The organism is Microbulbifer echini (assembly GCF_041447225.1).
In the GTDB taxonomy this organism is placed as follows: Bacteria; Pseudomonadota; Gammaproteobacteria; order Pseudomonadales; family Cellvibrionaceae; genus Microbulbifer; species Microbulbifer echini.
Genome location: NZ_JBGMEL010000018.1, coordinates 23,927 through 42,674, shown reverse-complemented (window position 1 = coordinate 42,674; position 18,748 = coordinate 23,927). Strand labels below are relative to the sequence as shown.

At 51.1% G+C, this 18,748-nt stretch carries 15 protein-coding genes; 6 read left to right on the top strand and 9 right to left on the bottom strand.

Going from position 1 to position 18,748, the window contains the following annotated elements; all coding sequences use genetic code 11:
- Positions 1 to 12 precede the first annotated feature (12 nt).
- The 5 genes from ACCI51_RS16145 (at position 13) to ACCI51_RS16125 (ending at position 5,330) form a co-directional block, all read left to right on the top strand.
- Entirely contained in the window at positions 13 to 1,197 is a 1,185-nt protein-coding gene (locus tag ACCI51_RS16145) for a TIGR03364 family FAD-dependent oxidoreductase (protein ID WP_299585687.1), read from the top strand.
- Positions 1,187 to 1,741, top strand: a complete 555-nt coding sequence (locus ACCI51_RS16140) for an HD domain-containing protein (RefSeq protein ID WP_299585689.1) — start codon at positions 1,187 to 1,189, stop codon at positions 1,739 to 1,741. Before ACCI51_RS16145 ends, ACCI51_RS16140 begins: the two co-directional genes overlap by 11 nt.
- 44 nt (positions 1,742 to 1,785) lie before the next feature.
- A complete protein-coding gene (gene phnX / locus ACCI51_RS16135; protein WP_299585691.1) occupies positions 1,786 to 2,595 on the top strand; it encodes a phosphonoacetaldehyde hydrolase in 810 nt (269 codons plus the stop codon).
- A gap of 80 nt (positions 2,596 to 2,675) precedes the next feature.
- Positions 2,676 to 3,377 carry a UTRA domain-containing protein gene (locus tag ACCI51_RS16130; RefSeq protein WP_371844489.1) on the top strand — a complete coding sequence of 234 codons (702 nt, stop codon included), beginning with the start codon at positions 2,676 to 2,678 and terminating at the stop codon, positions 3,375 to 3,377.
- A 192-nt stretch (positions 3,378 to 3,569) separates the two neighbouring features.
- Complete coding sequence (locus ACCI51_RS16125; protein ID WP_371844487.1) at positions 3,570 to 5,330, top strand: alkaline phosphatase family protein; 1,761 nt, start codon at positions 3,570 to 3,572, stop codon at positions 5,328 to 5,330.
- A 4-nt stretch (positions 5,331 to 5,334) separates the two neighbouring features.
- Here the strand turns inward: ACCI51_RS16125 and ACCI51_RS16120 are convergent, their stop codons facing one another.
- The 5 genes from ACCI51_RS16120 to ACCI51_RS16100 form a co-directional block, all read right to left on the bottom strand.
- A complete protein-coding gene (locus tag ACCI51_RS16120) occupies positions 5,335 to 6,075 on the bottom strand; it encodes an SDR family oxidoreductase (protein WP_371844486.1) in 741 nt (246 codons plus the stop codon).
- Between the two features lie 31 nt (positions 6,076 to 6,106).
- Positions 6,107 to 8,170 (bottom strand): aminotransferase class I/II-fold pyridoxal phosphate-dependent enzyme, encoded by a 2,064-nt coding sequence (locus ACCI51_RS16115; protein WP_371844485.1) that lies wholly within the window; start codon positions 8,168 to 8,170, stop codon positions 6,107 to 6,109.
- A 227-nt stretch (positions 8,171 to 8,397) separates the two neighbouring features.
- Positions 8,398 to 8,802, bottom strand: coding sequence for an NUDIX hydrolase (locus ACCI51_RS16110; RefSeq protein ID WP_371844484.1), 405 nt, complete (start codon positions 8,800 to 8,802; stop codon positions 8,398 to 8,400).
- Between the two features lie 56 nt (positions 8,803 to 8,858).
- Positions 8,859 to 9,974, bottom strand: a complete 1,116-nt coding sequence (locus tag ACCI51_RS16105; protein WP_299585704.1) for a phospholipase A — start codon at positions 9,972 to 9,974, stop codon at positions 8,859 to 8,861.
- A 303-nt stretch (positions 9,975 to 10,277) separates the two neighbouring features.
- Positions 10,278 to 11,003, bottom strand: a complete 726-nt coding sequence (locus tag ACCI51_RS16100; protein ID WP_299585706.1) for a hypothetical protein — start codon at positions 11,001 to 11,003, stop codon at positions 10,278 to 10,280.
- A gap of 641 nt (positions 11,004 to 11,644) precedes the next feature.
- On the opposite strand from ACCI51_RS16100, the gene ACCI51_RS16095 reads away from it, so the two are divergent.
- Positions 11,645 to 12,583, top strand: a complete 939-nt coding sequence (locus ACCI51_RS16095) for a hypothetical protein (RefSeq protein WP_371844483.1) — start codon at positions 11,645 to 11,647, stop codon at positions 12,581 to 12,583.
- A 145-nt stretch (positions 12,584 to 12,728) separates the two neighbouring features.
- Here ACCI51_RS16095 and ACCI51_RS16090 read toward each other — a convergent pair whose 3' ends face one another.
- From ACCI51_RS16090 to ACCI51_RS16075, 4 genes are read right to left on the bottom strand one after another with little or no spacing between them, the layout of a single operon-like run.
- A complete protein-coding gene (locus ACCI51_RS16090) occupies positions 12,729 to 14,042 on the bottom strand; it encodes a lysine N(6)-hydroxylase/L-ornithine N(5)-oxygenase family protein (protein ID WP_371844482.1) in 1,314 nt (437 codons plus the stop codon).
- Positions 14,043 to 14,044: 2 nt separating this feature from the next.
- Entirely contained in the window at positions 14,045 to 15,865 is a 1,821-nt protein-coding gene (locus tag ACCI51_RS16085; protein ID WP_371844481.1) for an IucA/IucC family protein, read from the bottom strand.
- Positions 15,862 to 16,842, bottom strand: coding sequence for a GNAT family N-acetyltransferase (locus ACCI51_RS16080; RefSeq protein WP_371844480.1), 981 nt, complete (start codon positions 16,840 to 16,842; stop codon positions 15,862 to 15,864). Before ACCI51_RS16080 ends, ACCI51_RS16085 begins: the two co-directional genes overlap by 4 nt.
- Before the next feature lie 34 nt (positions 16,843 to 16,876).
- Positions 16,877 to 18,742, bottom strand: coding sequence for an IucA/IucC family protein (locus ACCI51_RS16075; protein WP_371844479.1), 1,866 nt, complete (start codon positions 18,740 to 18,742; stop codon positions 16,877 to 16,879).
- Positions 18,743 to 18,748: the final 6 nt, after the last annotated feature.

Genomic DNA, 18,748 nt, shown 5'->3' with positions numbered 1-18,748 from the left:
TATAAGCAAGATATGAAATTCGATATCGCCATCGTCGGTGCCGGAGTGCTTGGTAGCTTTGCCGCTTACCATGCACTCAAGTCCGGAAAAAAGGTATTGCTCATCGATGCCAGTACTAAATCTCACGGCGCAACGGTACGGAATTTTGGGCAAATAGTGCCATCGGGTATGAATCTGAACTTATGGCGTAACCTGGGGCGGCGATCACTAGAGCTTTATGGCGAGCTGACATCATTAATGCCAGATGCACTTAAGCAACAAGGATCTCTCTATGTAGCTTCTTGTGCAGAAGAGACAAGTATCCTTGAGGAAATGCACGAGATTAATTGTGAAACGGACTACACCTCCAAGCTTCTTACACCCACACAGTGCCGAAAACGTATTGCCCCCCTGGCCCAGGGTTATTGTCACGGTGGTCTCCTCTACCCACAGGAAATGAGTTCAGAAAGTACTCTAATGATGAAATATTTCTGGAAACACCTGGATGATGAGGCCAACCTCCACTTTAAAAAAGCCACTCCGGTAATTGCCGTAGAAGAAGTTCATAGCGGTATTGGGGTTCGCTGCTCAACTGGAGAAATTCATCTCTCAGAGCGCGCACTGATTTGTTGTGGCCACCAACTTAGCCACTTGTTTCCACATTTATTGCAAACGAAAAAAATGCAACTTAGTAAGTTACAAATGTTGCGTACTCAGCCCTTCGAAAAGATCAAGGTTCCAGGAAATTTGTTAACAGCCCTGACTATACGCCGTTATGAGGCCTTCAAAAGCTGTCCCAACTATAAAAATTTACCGAAACCTCAGATCGATCCAGACTATAAAAAACTTGGAATCCACCTGCTATTTCGTCAGTCTGCCGATGGTAGCCTTATCATCGGTGACTCCCATGAGTATTTCTCTGCCCTAGACTCGGGCACGTTGGACTATGAGATCCGACAAGAAATCAACACACTGATAATGGCTGAAGCCAAACGTATCCTCAACCTTCCCCATTACAATATAGCCAGGGCCTGGAATGGCTATTACAGCCAGGAAAATAATCGAGGTATCTTCCTCAAATCGGCTGCTGAGCATATCCATTTAGTGACCGGTATTGGCGGAAAAGGCATGACGACTGGACCCGCATTAATGGAGCGGGTAGTGAAAAATATTTTTGAAGAAAATCCTCTTGAAGAGTGCCTTATCGATGAATATTGATGTTGTGGATGAAATAAGTCAGCTGTTTTTACAGTACGGTCATTTAACACTCGGGGAAAACTGTACACAACTACAACATGCTATCCAGTGTGCAACCCTGGCAGAACACACTGATAGCACTGACGAATTGATTGTGGCTGCATTTCTACACGATATCGGTCATCTCTACGCCATTAAGGAAAACTTACCCGGTATAGATTCCGAGGGCTATTGCAAACATGAACTTATAGGCGCAGCTCTGCTCGAAAAGTGGGGATTTCCCTCTAGTGTCACCATACCCATCGCCTTGCATGTTCAGGCGAAGAGATTCCTTAAGAATACGGATAGTCATTACGAAGCGCAGCTATCCAGAGCCAGCCGAAACACTCTGGTAAAGCAAGGCGAAGGCATGAGCAATCAAGAGCAAATTGGTTTTCTACAAAATCCCTTCGCCAGAGACGCCCTGCTCCTCCGCAAATGGGATGATGCCGGAAAGATTCCAGGAAGAGATATGGCCACTTTTCATCATTGGCTAAAGGTCTGTGCAAAGGTACGCAATAAATAATCTGTCGTTTCAATTCCATATCCATCACCTAAAAGAGAGAACACATGGAATCCCTACAATTAAAAGCAGTTATCCTCGACTGGGCCGGAACACTAGTCGACTTTGGCTCTCGCGCTCCTCTGCAAGCATTTATACAGGTTTTTTCTGATGCGAGGATTTCTGTCAATGAGGCGCAAACCCGCATTCCAATGGGTACCGAGAAGAAAGAGCATATTCGCCGGATGTTACAACAGGAAGCCATTCAAGCTGCCTGGCAAGAAGAGTACGGGCGCTCATCCCAGGAATCCGATATCGACGATTTGTATCGTCAGTTGACCCCAATACAAATTCAGGAAATTGATAAACACAGCCAAATAGTGCCAGGGGCAGACAAATTATTTGTTCGTTTGCGTGAGCGTAATTTACGTATCGGCAGTACCACCGGTTATAGCCGCATGATGATTGAGGGAATGCTGGCAAACGCTCAACAACAGGGCCTGAGGCCCGACTGTGTAGTTGCTGCCGATGAAGCTGTAGGCGCGAGACCCGGACCGGCCGCCGCATTGAAGAACGTTATTGAAATGGAAATCCCCTCCGTCAGCCTATGTGTCAAGGTAGATGACACCGCTGCAGGCATTCACGAAGGGCGAAATGCCGGTATGTGGACCGTTGCAGTGGTGCTTTCCGGAAACGCCTCAGGATTATCCCAGGAAAGCTGGCAGATGCTCTCAGAGGAAGAGAAAAATAGTCACCGTACTAGCGCCTATCAAAAACTGGAGAATAGTGGCGCCCACTACTTGATAGACGATATCAGTAAGCTTGAACCTGTACTGGTCGATATCAATCGTCGGCTGGCCCTTGGACAACGCCCCTGATAGGCTATCAACCTGCAACAATAATTCTTCGGTAGCCCAGGCTAAAGACCAAGTTTAAGAACAAACCCAAGAGAAGTACTGTGTCCTCCAGTTACGATGATATCAAGTCCTATGTTCAATTGTTGATCACTAATAGTCGCCTGGCCGCCAACCAGAAATTACCCGCCGAGCGTGAACTGGCAGAGCAACTGCAAGTCACGCGTATTACCTTGCGCGACGGATTAAACCGCCTTGAGGGAGAGGGGCTGATCTACCGTCAAAATCGGCGTGGCTGGTTTGTTGCCCCAAATCGCTTCGTAATGAATCCAGCCCAAAAGGTCAATTTTAATTCCATGGCTTGGCAACAGGGGTTCAGCCCCACCACCAATGTGCTGGGATTTCGCAAACTGATCGTACGCCGCGCTATTTACTCGGTCTTTAGCTCCAGTAAAAGCACTAAGTATTTTGAGATGCGAAGAGTACGCTACCTAGACCAGCGGGCAGTTATGGTAGAAGAAAGCTATCTTCCCGCAGAGCGCTTTTCTGGATTATCTGACTCCGATTTATCGGGATCGGTTACAGAAATATTAAAAGATCGCTACGCGGTAACTATTACTCATGAGCGCTGTACCATTCAGGTTGCCAACTTGGAATTACAGTGTGCAGAGCCCCTTGGCATTCCCGCTGGCGCCCTAAGCCTGAAAATAATACGACTCCGCTTTGATTCCAGTGAGCATTTGGTCGATTACAATATTGAATACTGGCTACCTCATGCCATAGAAATGGAAGTCGCCACCCAGTAATTCCCTCCCTTACGGTCTTGCTACTTTTTTCTGGCTTTTACCCAAGGGGGTCGGTTAGTTGTTCGCTTTTAATTAACCGTCTTTTCTTTGCAGTATCTCAGTCAAAACCCCTTCATTGGCATTTAACAACCATTGTCTATCCTAATAAATCTGGTCTAGGCCAGATACAATTTAAAATACAGGATATTCGATATGAAGAGGCTCATCTCCTGCCTATTGTGGATCATGCTGGTTTCCAGTACCCAGTACGTTTTTGCCCAGAACAATAAGAAGGTACTTCTTATTGGCGTTGATGGGCTACAGTACGAAAAGCTAAAGGCCTTAGACACCCCCAATTATGACCGATTAATTTTACACAAAGCCTATACCGGTGGCATCAACGGTACCCCCAACCAGCAAGATACTAAAAGTGGACCTGGCTGGTCCACTATTCTTACTGGAGTTTGGGTGGACAAGCACAAAGTTGCCACCAATGACTCTGGCCAAGCAAATGCTATATTTCCAAGTTTATTCAAGCGAATTAAAGAAGCGGACAATAACCTTTGGGTAGGCAGCCTATCGCACTGGAGCCCTATCAATACCAACTTCTTTACCGCTGACCTGGCGCAGGCCGATCTGGTTTTAAGTGGCCTTTCCGATGCGGATGTCACCGCTCGCGGAGTGCAGGAGATTTCTTCTGGCAAAGTAGATTTCCTATTCCTGCACTTGGATGATCCCGATGGTGCCGGTCATAGCTCTTGCTTTGGCGATCGCTATAACGAGAGCATTCACACAAGCGATACTCAGCTGGGTATGCTGCTAGATGCAGTCGAGTCACGTATTGCTCGCGGGGAGGAATGGTTGGTACTCGTAACCACAGATCACGGCCGTGATTCCCGTGGCTGCGGACACGGATCACAAACGACCAGTGAGAAAACTATTTTTATCGGCAGTAACCTGCCATTGAATGCCGAGCACAGTGAATATGTTGAGGATATCCACAATGAAGATTTTGATGGGATTTATGGCCATGCCGCACAAACTTCGATTGCACCAACGGTGCTCCGTTTTATGGATATCGACCTAAAAACGACCTGGAAGCTGGATGGTAATCCACTGATTGGTAGCCCTGGCATACGTAAATTGATATCGACCAATAATACAACGATTCAATGGTATTCAATGGATAGCGGTCCAGTTGAGATTTACCAAAATGATCAGCTTATTGATGTAACGGATGCGAGTTTACAGAGCTGGACCGATCGCACAAAAGCCCAGGGAATCCTCGATTATGTATTTGTGTATAACAATACCCCGGTCGCTCTGCGAAAATCCGCTCTGGACATTATCGCCGGTCTCGATTGGAGCGGTTCGCGTGCTTACTATTTCCGAAGCGACAATCAATATGTACGCTATAAAAAAATCCTGGACAGGGCTTCTAGCGACTATCCACGCACAACGGATAATAACACTTGGCCTGGTTTGGGAGACTATGCCAACCTTATTGTTGCCGCATTTAAAACCAGTAGCGAAAAAGGTTATTTTTTCTTAAATGATGGGCGCTATTTACGCTACGATCTCGATAAAGATCGCGTGGATTCCGGCTACCCAAAGTTGGTTGATAACAACAGCTGGCCGGGTATGGCCACCTACGCCAATAAAATTCGCGCAGCCCTGAAGTGGCCCAATAATAAAGTATATTTCTTTCTCAATGATGGGAATTATTTACGCTATGACTTGGAAGAAGATCAGCTTGACAGCGGTTACCCTCAAGCTGTCAATGACAACACCTGGCCGGGACTCGGCGCCTATGCATCAGAGATTACTGCGGCCCACCAATGGAACTCTATTCGCGCTTATTTCTTCCTGAAAAATCAACGCTATATACGCTATTCCATCACCTCGGATCAGGCGTATAACGGATATCCACGAACAACCGACGATGACACCTGGCCGGGCCTGATGACTCCCTGACTGCCTACCAGGGCAAGCGGCTACCATCCCAAAAAAACAAATTGCCACTATCGGCCGGCGCCAGTTGTTCTACTACATCCACAATACGCCCGGCACTCAGTGCCGGGCTATAGAGTTTACCGGGTGCTAGATTCCCCTGAAAAGGTTTGGAGAGCACTGTATCTGTGGTTCCCGGATGGACTGCCACCACACAACTACTTTCCAGTCGACGCCCCCATTCAATAGACAGGTTTTTTATCAACATATTGAGCGACGCCTTGCTGATACGGTAACTGTACCAGCCGCCCAACTCATTATCGCCGATACTACCGACCTTGGCAGATAGGGATACCCACAGCAGCGGCTGCTTGCGCAGCAACTTCCTATCCAATGCCTGGGCCAGGTGCAAGTGAGTGAGCAAATTGATGCGCATGGATTGTACCAGCCAGTCATCTTCACACTGGGCCAGGGATTTTTCCGGACCATGGAACTTATCGTGTAACAGCCCACAGCAGTTGATTACCCAGTCGGGCGGAGAGGAAAATTCAGAGAGAAAGGCCTCGACCGATTGAATCGAGTGCTCGTCCGCAAGGGATACCGTCAGGTGCCGGCGCTCACCGGCGTGCCCCGGCACCCGATCCACCGCAGCGCGGCTCAACGTGAGCAGCGCTATATCGGGATAGCGCCGAACAATTTCGGCGCCTATTGCGCGGGCCAGGTCGCCTGACGCGCCAGCAAGTAATACCGTCCTTGGTTGATCAAACATACCGGCCTCCATGCCGGATAGCTCGTGGGGTCTATTTTGCCTTTTTGCCGCCGGATTTTTTACCTGTGGCTTCCAGGGTCCCAGGTACTTCCCTGACCACACGCAACATGGGTTCATCGGAGCGGAAAATCAGGCCGTGAATTTCCGTAGTATTCTGCCCCTGCAATAACTGTTGCAGGTACTGCACAATCTGCGCGGAAATCTCCTGACCAGGCACCAGTACAGGAATACCCGGTGGGTAGGGCACAATCTCATCGGCGCTGGTGCGGCCGATCAGGTTCTGCGTCGCATCCACGCCGTTATCCATTAACGGAAGCTCTTCAGTCTCGGCAAAGTAGGCGTCTGCCGGCAGACAGGTAAAGCGGGTAAACTCCGGCAGTCGACGCGGAGTACCCACATGAATACGCTTATGGGTATTGCTCGCCAGTTGCTTGAGCGCATGAATCAGGCGCAACAATTTACTCTCGGTGCTGCCCAGAGTCACCAACACCGTGATGGTATTGTAGGTGGTCTTCTCCACCTGGATACCATACTGGTCGAACAGCTTGATCTGCATCTCATTACCCGAGTAGCCACTGCGGGAGATATCGATGGTCACCTTGGTGGGGTCCAAGCGAATATTGTCGCCGGCAAGTGGCTCGGCAATAAGATCGTCACGGGTTAGGGCGCGGAATACACCGGTTTCATTCACTGCGCGGCGCAGAGTTTCCACCATCTGTAAGCACTGCTTAAGACGCCCATAACCCTCCATCGCCATTTGCTTTCGCGCCACATCGAGGCTGGCGATCATGGCGTATTGCGGGCTGGTGGAGGCGTGCATGTTCAGGTTTTCGCGGAAGCGGAACTCGTCAAAGTCCGGGTCCTGCACATGAATCATACTGGCCTGGGAAAACGCCGATAGCATCTTGTGGGTGCTCTGGGTTACATAGTCGGCGCCACACTCCAGCGCGGTGGGACGCAGCTCAGGGTGGAAGAAACCGTGGGCAAACCAGGCCTCATCAACCAACACCTTAACGCCCCGCTCATGGGCGTAGTCGATGATGGGCTTCAGGTCGTAACGCAGGCCATCATAGGTGCAGGACGTGATGACCAGTAGACGCGCATCGCCGTGCTCATCCAGGGCCGCCTCGATATCGGAGCGCTTCACCGGGCCGTAGATACCGAATTCGGGGTGCAGTACCGACTTCAGGTAAACCGGCTCACAGCGATTCATCACTATCGCGTGGTGGACCGACTTGTGACAGGCCTGGTCGACAATAATCTTGCCACCACCGCCGAGGATCTGCTGAATCACTACCTTGTTAGCAGTGGAAGTGCCGTTGGTCAGGAAAAAAGTGTGGCGCGAACCAAAGGCCTGGGCGGCCAGATCTTGTGCTTCCTGGATCACCGAGTGTGGTTCCAGCAGGCTGTCCAGTATCTGCACCGAGACAGACAAATCCGTATTGAAAACGTGTTCGCCCATAAAGCGGTAGAAATCCCCCACCCAGGGGCTATTGCGCAGGCTGTCCCCTCCGGAGTGGCCCGGTGTGTGCCAGGCATCGCGCGCGGAGAATACGTACTCTTTCAAAGTATCGGCGAAGGGAGTGGAGGCCCGGCGGGCGATAAATGCCTGCACCAGACGGAACATATGGTTGAAGTTGCCCTCACGGCGGTCAAATAGTTCGTCGAAGCGCCTGCGCAGACTGGTCAGTGATTTGACGCCGCTTTTCCCTGCCAGTGGCGTACCACCGGCGACATCGCTTTGCGCCACCAGAAAAATATTGAGTTGAGAGCGAAGTGCATGAATCTGGTCAGCGAGCATATCCGCAGCTTCCAGGCCCTGGGCATCAGTACCCCCATCCACTATAACGGCCTGTAGACGCCCCTCTTCCAGCGCCAGCTGTTCCGCATCTGCGGGGATCACCGCTTCAAAAACCAGGCCGAAGGGATTCTCATGCAAAGCTGCGGTGCTGTTCAGGGCGCTGACCCAGTCTCCCGCCAACTTGCTGTCTGCACTCACCAGCGCCACATGGCATTCCAGCTTCTGTGCGCTGTGTTTCAGGTTGCCCAATTCAGGCATCTTCATGTCCAAACCCATATTCTTATCCACCAGCATAGCCCGCAACTTATCGGGGGCCGCCGCTTTAATTATTCAACTATTTGATTTTATTAACTTTTATTTAGTCCCCCGACAATCGCGGAGGATCTGGAATTCTTGGGTGAAAAACCAGAGGGCAAATACTAATAGAGAGGGCATCGGAATTCCGCGACGACAGCGCTTTTGGCGATATTCGCCAAAAGCAAGCTGACCGACCAGATCTATTGCCAAGGAAGAGTGGAAAGTTAGAACTTTGCGCTGCGCACACTGCCGTCGAATTCGAGGCAGTCCCTGACCCTGTGTCGCTGTACTTCGGGGAGCCGCTCTAGAGGGAAATAGGCTACCTCAGAGTGCTCATTCGACAGGGAGATATGCCTCCTGTCATCAAAGCGAGCGCGAAAAATAAACACATGGGAGTTATAAACTTTGTGGTAATAAACACCACTCAGGTACTCGATACACACCTCACGACCCAGCTCCTCCCGACATTCGCGCCGCAGGGCCTCGTGGATGGTCTCTCCCGGATCGAGAGCACCGCCGGGAAGTCCCCAGCTGCGATTGGCATAGGTGGCCAGCAACTGTAGGACTTCACCCGCATCATTGGTAATTACCGCGTGTGCGCTGAGCCGGTAGCTGTCTTCAAATCCCATCGATCCCATCCCTGACGATCCGATATTGATCTGACGATTCTATCTCTAAATGAGGGCTAGAATCCCTGAGCCAGGGTAAAACCAAAGCCCAGAGTCTGAACAGACTCATCGTAGTCGATCAGACTTTCGCCATAGCCATTAAAATAACGGATGTAACCATCCACCCGGTCGCCCAGGGGGAAACCCCAAGTCAGCTCAACCGCACCGTGATTTTCCGAGCGCAAATTATTGCGCACCATAATCGCCACCGTGTGATCGCCGTCGCGATAGCGCCCACTCAGTTCAAAATGCCCCAGGTAGTGCTCGATATCCGGGTTGTCGTCATCCTCGCGCTCCTCCGGTATGCGATACCAGGGTTTAACACCGAGGGAAAAGTTATCCCGCTCGAACAGAAAGTTCGCGTATACCCGGTTCCAGCTACGCGAGTAGGGTTCGCTGCGCCCATTGGACTGGTGATTAAAAGCGACCTGGTTGGCCACATTCTGCCAGCCAAAGAGGCTCCAATCATTGAGCCAGGTGAAAATCAGCTCCGGCTCGTGGTTGGTTTCACGAAATGGCGAGGAGTTATCAGAGTTATAGGCCTGCCAAAAACTGCGGTTAGTGTAGGCCACACTCATAAATGAAGCGCTCCCCAGAAAACCCCGCCACACAGGTACCTGAACCGATAACTGGAATTGCACCTCTAGGTTATCCAGGTCGGAACCTTTGCCTTCATAATCGGACAGTCCCCCTTTTTCCGGGGATGGATTGTAGGTCAATGGCAGGATGTAATTGGTTTTGTGGGAGGCCAGGGTAAAGGGGTTACTGGCGGCATCGCGAATAGCCTGAGCCCGTCCCCCGAGTAACACTTGATCGGTGGGCAGCTCCTCGGAATAGGCTTCAACCACCGGATCGACTTCAAAAAAATCTTCCTCTATCCCCAGATCCGCCCTTAAGCGATTGGCACAGAGCAGTCGAATATCGCGCAATGTGGTATCGGCGGAGGAGATCAGCAACTGCTCGCGTAAGCATTGTTCCTGCTGCTGCTCAGACTCCTGGTCCAGTTCCTGAATCTCTACCTCTGTATCCCCATCGATACTGGCAAAGGCGACGTTAAACGTTAACTGAGAAGTCACAAAAAGTGTGATCGCCAGTGGCATACCCCATCGGGGACTGGATTTGATAAAAGGCAAAATGGTTCCCCCATAAGCACAAAAGTGACGCAAGCTTACACTGCAGTACTGTAAAAATCCCGCCATATCATTTTCCAGGCACTCTCTTAAAGCCCTGTTACAGCCAGCATCCTAGGATGCCCACTGGGATTGGAAAGTTCAAAAGAGTGAGAAAAAGTACGTATTTTGGAGGTTTTTTTGAAGTGAAAAATTCAACCGGCACCCTTATGTACGAAGCGCCAACGAATAATCATTATTCACAAGGCCGATATAGTAGGGGTGTTCACTTTCAGGGACATAAGTGAACACAACCCAGGGTAAATATTAGAAGAGCAGACTGGTGAGACTGGGCGACCACTCGAGGTCTCTTAGGCGAACTTGCCACAGGCGCCCGGTGCTGGAGGGCCAATCATAACCGACCAACAAACTGCGGTTGTCCACATAGCAGTGGGCATCACGCTCCGCCTCGTCCCCCTGGTAGATATAACCGCTGATATCTGGCCCTAGATCCTGCGCCCGCTGGCTTGCCGAATCTCCCGCCATGACTCGCGCAGTACGATGACTGATCCTCGGAGCCAACAACTTGCCTCGCTGGGAAGGATCAACGATATCAGGAGAGACCACTTCCAGGCCCTCCCGGTGCTTCACCAGTGTTTTCAGTAGAGGCCCCATAAATACCCGCATCAGTGGAAACAGTAGGCGGTTGTCCCCACCTAATCGCAACGCCTGTGGACCGTTGGGTCCGCTCCACTTGGCTTCTATTTCATCGCCTAACCGGGGAGAATGCCCCTCTGCAGGGCATAAATGATAATTGGCACTGACCTCATCGACCTCATCACGCCAATTTAATTGGCACTCACTCACCAAACCGCGGCTTAATACCGCAAAGACCTCTATGCCGAAGCCCTGATCACCCACAAGCCTCTGGCTCACCAGAGAGCGGCGACCCTGAGCATCAAATCCCAGTTGCCAACTGTCTTGGACAGGCATTTCTCGCCCGTCACAACTGTAGTGATAACGCCCTTGTGCAAGGGTTGAATTTAAACGCATTACAGATTTCCTCCCTGCTCACTGCATGCACCAGACCGACGGTTCAGTACCCAAAAAGTATTGCACAAGGAGCATTGCGCACGCCGGCTTTGGCGCCACATTTAGCAAAAAATTGGGGCGCCTATTAAGCGTTTTTAAAATACATTTTTATGAAATTGATGTACCCACTGATCGCGGAGCAGGATAAACAGAAAATTACAGCAGGTAACATTTGCTTGCACAGACAGTGGAAAACGTAAAAATAGAGAAGCCCATATCGGCGGAAGTAAAGATCTAAAAACCTGAAAACATCTTCAAGCCAATCCCAGGTTTGTGATTGACCAGAGTGTAGCCATCACTTCGGCCACTTCGGCCACTTCGGCGCAGCCTGCACAAACGCATTCTTGTGCCGGATTTTTAATCCCCAGCTTATACCCCTACTTGATTAATTGCTGTAGAGAAATGCCAAAGTTATCGCAAACGACGTTCAGCCTGTGAATACCGACAGGAATAACGCAAAAAAGCCAACCGAATCAGTCCGTAGGAATCTTAGGCTTTACGCCCTAGAGTGTAATCCCCAAAGAAATACTGGCTTCCCTTATTAATAAACGGTATTAAATACATAACTTTACTCAATAACCTGATAAAAATGAGTGGCCAATATGCCAACCTTTGCCTACCAGTCCATAAATTCGAGCGCCAGTACCAATCACGGCGTTGGTGCCTCCAACAGCCAACATTTCACTCGTGTGACACATAACCATCAAGCCGCCAATCAGGACTCCTGGCATTTGGTCATGCCTACTGCCGATAGTGTGGAACCTCATGTTCCGATTTATGGCCCGGCCCAACTGGTAGCACAAGCACCGCGGGGGCATATGGCCAGGGGGCAACACAGTAACAGTCAATTTCTCAGTATGATTGAAGGCAAGGCGCGCCAAACCCATCAACACCTCTATCGCTCCTTCGGAAAACCCTGCGATCTATTGGTTTATGGCGAGATGAATGGCTCCAACAGCGAGTGGAGCACCATGCAGCAGCACGCTGGAGGCTTAGTGGGAGCGAGATCTACCGGAATGGCCTGTAACAGTTTTAGTGTACATGCAGCCAATACCTTGCAACACCAGATACTCAATTCCGGTATGGGTTGGATTGCGATTAAGACCGGTAACGTCAATGCTGTATTTGTACATGTTCCCAATAGGATTGCCAGAAATGAAGGGGAGGCAACGCTTTTTTACCAAAACATCAATAATTTCCTCCTCCAACAGGGGCACGGCGGTATCGATCTCGTAATGGGGGATACCAACCAGGGCAGTACCCGTTTTACACCCACTGTACTCAGCCAAGCGACGGGGAATGATTTTCTCGATGCGCACTCCGGTAATGAAGTGACACCATCAGACGCATACCAGCGCAGTTTTTCCGGCACCAATAGCACTGCCAGTAAAAAGTATGATGTGGCCGTTTACAATACGGCGACAATCAAAACCATTAATGTGGACTATATCTCACAAAGCACCGCCGTTAGTGTGAATGGTACAAATATGGCTGCGGCAGTCACTGATCACATGGGTATTTTTATTGATATTACCAAGTGATCTAAAGTGACTTAGGAAATCCGTAATCCGGGATTAACCATCAACAATAATTTCCTCATGGCCGAATCCATTACTGGGCATTCCAGCAAAAAATTCGGCCGAGGAATCGATAATCACACAAACCTTAATGGCGTGAACAATCGCGTTAAGCTACCGCTACCTGCGGAGCTTGTGAAGTAATCCACTTCATGAAGTTACCGGTTTGCTGATTGTCATACACAGCACTGTCATGCAAATCATTAACCACTTGCGCGGCGCGCCAGGCAGAGAGACTCAGCTGCGGCTCGGCAATACCATGACTGGTGCGACCGGTACCGAGGAAATAGAGTCGGCGCCCACTTTCATCACCAGACAGTTTTGCAGCAAAAGCATCATCAAGTAACAAGCGCCCCTCCCCATCCCGCGAGATTCTTTCCTGTAAAGGCGCCAGGCACGGTGGTAGCGCTTCGCACAAGCCAGTACACAAAATTACCACGTCAGCATTAATCCACTCGGCACCGTCAGCATCACCCAACAAATGGTTTTCCAACTGCAACTGGTAGTCGCCGCGGTGAGACATATCCACCAGCTCGCGATTGGGCATCAATGCCACACGTTCAGCATCTTTTTCCAGATGGACAAGGCGATAAAAGAGCTGGTAAAGCTCCTTGAGGGTATCTGGAGAAATTCCATCGGAAGCCAGCTTCTGTTCAGCGACAACCTGCTCACGACGCTGTGGGCTCAGCTGGCGGAAAACATCAACATACTCTGGGGTAAACCAATCATTAGTGAAAGGCGTTTCATCCAGTGGCAAATAATTGCTACGGCGGGAGACCCAAGTGACCTGTTGCGGGCGGCCCCATTGTTTGCCCAGAAGATTAATCACTACTTCTGCTCCCGTCTGCCCACCACCGATAACGGCGACGCGCTTACCACTTACATCCGGATTGCGCAGGGCAATTTCCAGTGCATGGAAGCAATTATCAGACAGCAGTGGACGACTGCACTCAGGGATATTTGGCTTTTTACCCGCAGCGATGCATAGATTCTTGGCAAGAATTTGTTCACGGCCATTCGGCCCATGAACATCCAGCTCAAAGAAATCACCATTATCCACTACGCTTTGCACACGACTGCTCATCTGGATAGAGTCCAAACGGCGCGCAGCCCAAGCCAGATAATCGGCAAACTCACGCCGTGTCACAGTGCGCTGTTCCGCATGGAGGAAATCATAAAAACGTTTGTTTTCCACCAGATACGCGAGAAAGCTACAGGGATTGGTGGGATCTACCGGTGTTACCAAATCCTTAAGGTAGGAGGTCTGCATCATAGCGCCCGGCAGCATTAACCCCGGGTGCCAGGAAAATTCCGCTTTGGCTTCAAAGAAGCGATGACTCAAGGATTTATCCCGCATTAAAGCGGCAACGGCCAAGTTGAAGGGACCGGCTCCGATACCGGCGAGATCTAGGAAATTACTCATGATTAAGCCTCTAAAGCGGCAGCGGTTTTTGGTTGTAGTTGATGTTGTTGTAACTCTTGCTCAGCGAGCCAAAGGGGATTGGCTAAGTCTCCACCGACAATGGGGACCGGGCGCTCGGCGCTATCGTCGTATCCCTGGCGCAGGCGTACGCGATTAATACAAACGCGCTCAATATGGGGGCGGAATAAATCGAATTGTTGAAAACGCTCTGCCATATGGGCGTTATCCTGTTGCGCGGACTCTTGATAACGGCGCAACACCCGAGCCAAAACCCCGTAGAAATCCAATTCCTGCAAGCCGCTCTCAGTCATTAATTGCGCAGACAGATATCGCAGCACTGTGACGAAATGGCCGGTAAACAGATCGTGAATAATATAATTGGCCGGCAATTGGTCGAGCGCTTGCGCAGCTGTTTCCGGCAGGTCGGCACGATCCGGGAAATCCCCTTGGGCTAGGCGCAGGTCTCCCTGGAAATCCTTTAGCAGTACGCGCACTACTTTGTCATCACGCAATACCAGGGTCAGATTCTGCGAGTGTGCCACCAGGCCTATGCCATAGCGGCTGAGGAGGTGATAGAGCGGCACCACTGTGGCGTCAAATAAATGCTCCAGCCATGCTTCCGCTGAAAGGCCAGAAGCTGCAATCAGGGCCGCCGCGACAGATTTACCACTGGCATCTCTCTGCAGCAAGGCAGCCATCAAAAGGTGGCGCTCCCCCTCCGCACACAAGCTCGCCGGACTCTGGCGCCAGGTGGCCCCCAGCAATTCGCGGTAGCGATAAGGAGTACCATCAATCATTTCGTGGTAGGGGTGCGGTACATGCAATCCCGCTACTTCCTGTAAAATCCCGGTGCCACGCATTTGCAACTGCGCATCGCGATCACAAAGTTGCTGCATCCACTCAGACAGCGCGGGGCCACAGCGCATAAACTTCCCTGGAATTCCCCGGTAGCAAGAAGTATTGAGCACCGTTAAGGGCAATTTCACATGCAGGGCGCGCGGGCGCGCCAAATTCGACAGGGTGCGCAGAGAAACCTGAGGCAAATAGTCATCGCCAAATTCACCGAGCAGGACCAAATCGCCGCAACTGATCTGCTGGGCATAGTGCTGGCGAATATGGTGCTGCCACTGCCAGGGATGCACCGGCACTGGCAAAAACGCCTGCCAATCAACCCCTTTTGCATGGCATGCTTCATCCAGCTGCCGCCGTTGCGTTTCATTCAGGCTTTCGGCTAACAATTGTGGCCAATCCCACGCATCGCTATTACCACTGACGGCCAATTCCCGTCTAACTCCCAACCACAGGAGTCGTACGCCCTGAGCAGCCTCTGTGCCATAAGCGTTAAATTCCTGCGCTCCCCAACCGATACGCCCTTTATTCACCATGGCCTTGGGGTGACCGTCGAGCAGGCACTGCAGCTGCTCGTCCGGTAGTGAGGCCAAAGCTGGTGCATCGAGGGACTCACGCTTTTGCAACAGGGCAACATCGGCTACCAGAGTATTGGCGAGCTCGTGCAGCAAGTTGCCCAGGGTGCTACTGGTGGCTTCCAGGTCTTGGCAAGCATCGATAAAAAACTGTGCCGCATCATCAGCGGACGTTACCGTTCCGCCGGCGACCCGCTCGATACTCTGTGCGTCAATCAACAGCCAATCCCAAATTGTTAACTGCCCCTTGAAACGGTAGATAATTCCCGTCGCAAGATTTACAGAAAACTGATTGTTCTGTTCTGCCGTTGCTGTGAGTGCCTGCTCGTAGCAAAGCTCGGCCAGTGACTTGACCAGCAGGGCTCTATTTGCCTGCTTCCAATATTGATCGCCGCTCATACTCCCCCCATATTCCGTAGAAATTCATCCCGTTTGCACATCACCAGAGCCGCACGTTTGTGCGGGAAATCAAATTCTTTAATTTTTTTCCAGCCAAAGGTGCCATTGATATATTTGAGTAGCGCACGGTTATCTGCACGAGGCTCTCCTACCAGGGTTTCGGTGCGTTTATCATCCAAAAACATAAAATGGGAAACACCGTTAAACCAAGCCTGGGCAAAACGCTTGCCCAGAAAGCGCTGATCGCCAACCAACATATGGGCACCTCGATCAAATGACTGACTGTCGTAGTAGGGTGCAATCCGATCTTCAAGAGCCCAGTAAATTTCGAAATAAGCAAAGGGCTCATCGTCAAAACACGCAATCAGCGGATGTTTATGAGGGTCCTGAATTACGGAATCGATAAACTTCCGCTGCTTTTCTGCTTCGCCCTCTTCCTCCCAAAACTGCGCGACACGCTCCTGATTCATCCAATCGGTAAAGCGCGCTAAATCCTTCTGTGGGTCCAGGTGACGCAGACTAAAATCCATCCCCAGTGTGTGAAAATAACGCCGATAGACTTCCCCTTCAGGCGGGTGTGCACGAAGGGGGTGACGTACCCCTTGTTCATTCTCCACCCACTGCAAGGGAAGCTTGCCTCCATTATTACCGCGATACCAAAGCTCTGTGCGCTGATAAAAACCACTGCGGGAGACCCGGCTTACAATGGTATCCACCTGGACAATATCTACCTTTTGCAGAGCAGGATTCAGCGCAAAGAGCCAGTCAAACCAAAGGTCCAAATCCGTGAGTTGAATATCACCGTGCGGTAAAATAAAGCGAGAGGACTCCCTCCCGGGAATATATTCAACTTGAAAATACGCCTCCGCACTTGACTGGCAACGATACCCTCCGGAGGCTATTTGCCATAAGCGACCGTCGGGTAGCTGACCACGCTCCCCTTGGCGATTCTCAAGCACAGCGGTTGAGCTGATCATAATTCTTTCCTTTCAATATTCATCTGCGCGTGGATCAGACGTCGACAACTTCGGATTCTGCTACGGCCTTCAGGGGGTTGGGCATTGTATGGTAGATCGAGAGCGGATCTTCGGTAGTCGTTTCATTCATACCGATAACGGCACACTGAAAATTACCCTTAGCCCATATCTCGTCAGAGTTGAGTAGGTATTCCAGGCAGCTGTGATCGCGACGCTGACCTTCATGCAGTAACTGCAAGCGCTCGCGTAACTGACGCAAAAGCGCCCGCTCAGAAATCAAACCCGCGGCGGAAAGTGCGCAAATCAAACCAAAACAACTGTTAACGATGAGGTAGTAAACAAATAGGCGATTTGCCATCTGCTCATCAATTACATTTTCACTGCTCTGCGCCAGGTTGGGCAGGTACGGCTTGAGCAGCTTTTCGCCGAGACGGCTATAACCGCTGCCCTGGCAGTCTCTGAAAAAACCGGAAACAGGCAAGGCACCGTCGAAGGACAAAATCAGATTTTGTTGGTGAGCACCGAATAAAATACCAAAATCGGCCTGGGCGATGAGTAAAGGTTCGATCACTGCATCGAGGAAAGCGTTAAACCACCGCTTACTCGCCGCTTCAATAGAGATACTCTCCTCCGCCGCAAGGCGTTGAACAAGTTGGGCCGCCCTGCAGGGAGATCCATCCGGGTGATCCTGGGTGAGAGTGGCCAGTAGGCAGGTATTTTCTGCCGACTCTGCCAGGAAAGGGTTTTCCCGGAACATCACCAGGCTTTCAATAATTTGCTCGCCTCGATTATCGGCAAGCATCAGATACGCTGGCTCGGCCAATACCTGAAACCGCGGATAGCGGCTGGAAAATTCCTGGCCCAGCGGCGTATCGCGTACCTTTAGTACCTCTAATCCACGCACCATTTCTTTGGGCTGTAGGGTGCGCACCGAATTCGTCAGCCGCAAACTAAGGGAAAACTTGAGCATATAAGGGCTCTTGCCGCTATAAATAGCACGCAGTGACGAGGTCGCGCGCCAGGATTCGCCGCCCTCACCCAGCTCAATAATTTTTCCGTGCGCAAGTAACTCGGCAACTCTGGGATCTTCACACAACTGGCGCCACTGCCAGGGGTGGGCCGGAATGGCAACAAATCCTTCTGGTGCCTCGGGAGCGCCATCGGCGTTGCGCACGACATCGGCAAACTGCGCCTCACTAATTTGCGCCCCACTGGCTCCGCGTAAATACTGAGGATCCACCCCCAACCACTGCAGGGTAAAGCTATTGCCAAATTCCGGCGCGTATTGCTCGGCATCCGTATCCGTAAAAGGATCGCGACTTTTTGGTGTTGGGTGAATTGAATGACCACATAAAAGAGCCTGTTCCGCCTCGGCAAATGTCAGCGGCTGGCCAAAGAGTTTTTCCGTATCGGCGCTGCGTGCGGCCAATGCCTGGGCCATATTTTTCACACTGGCTGAGACCCGGCGGGTGAATTGCGCCCTGGACTCTGCCGCGGCACCGGGGAAGAATGCGGGCTCTTGTGCAACCAATTGCGCGGCCTCAGCCAGCTCGATCGCCTTACAGGCACCTTCCGCTGTTCGCCATACCATGGGCAAGGCAAATTGGTGCCGGCCACACTCACTGCGATATAAAGCATTTAGCCAAAGTTCAGCACCGGTTGCCGGCAAGGGAATCCCCACCGCAGGCACTCTGATACCTTCTGGGAGCTGCTCGTCAGCCTGTTCGTGCCAGGTACCACTATCGGTCTCTCGCAGCAGTGCGTTGAAGAAGCAGTTGGCTGACATTCTTTCCGCGGCCATATTGACCTGAGTATCCCCAGCGGTCATAACTGAGTTTTGAGCAAAAGCATCGCCATCGACACAGCCGGCTCGAGCCGCATCGGATTGAGGATTATTCATGGTGGT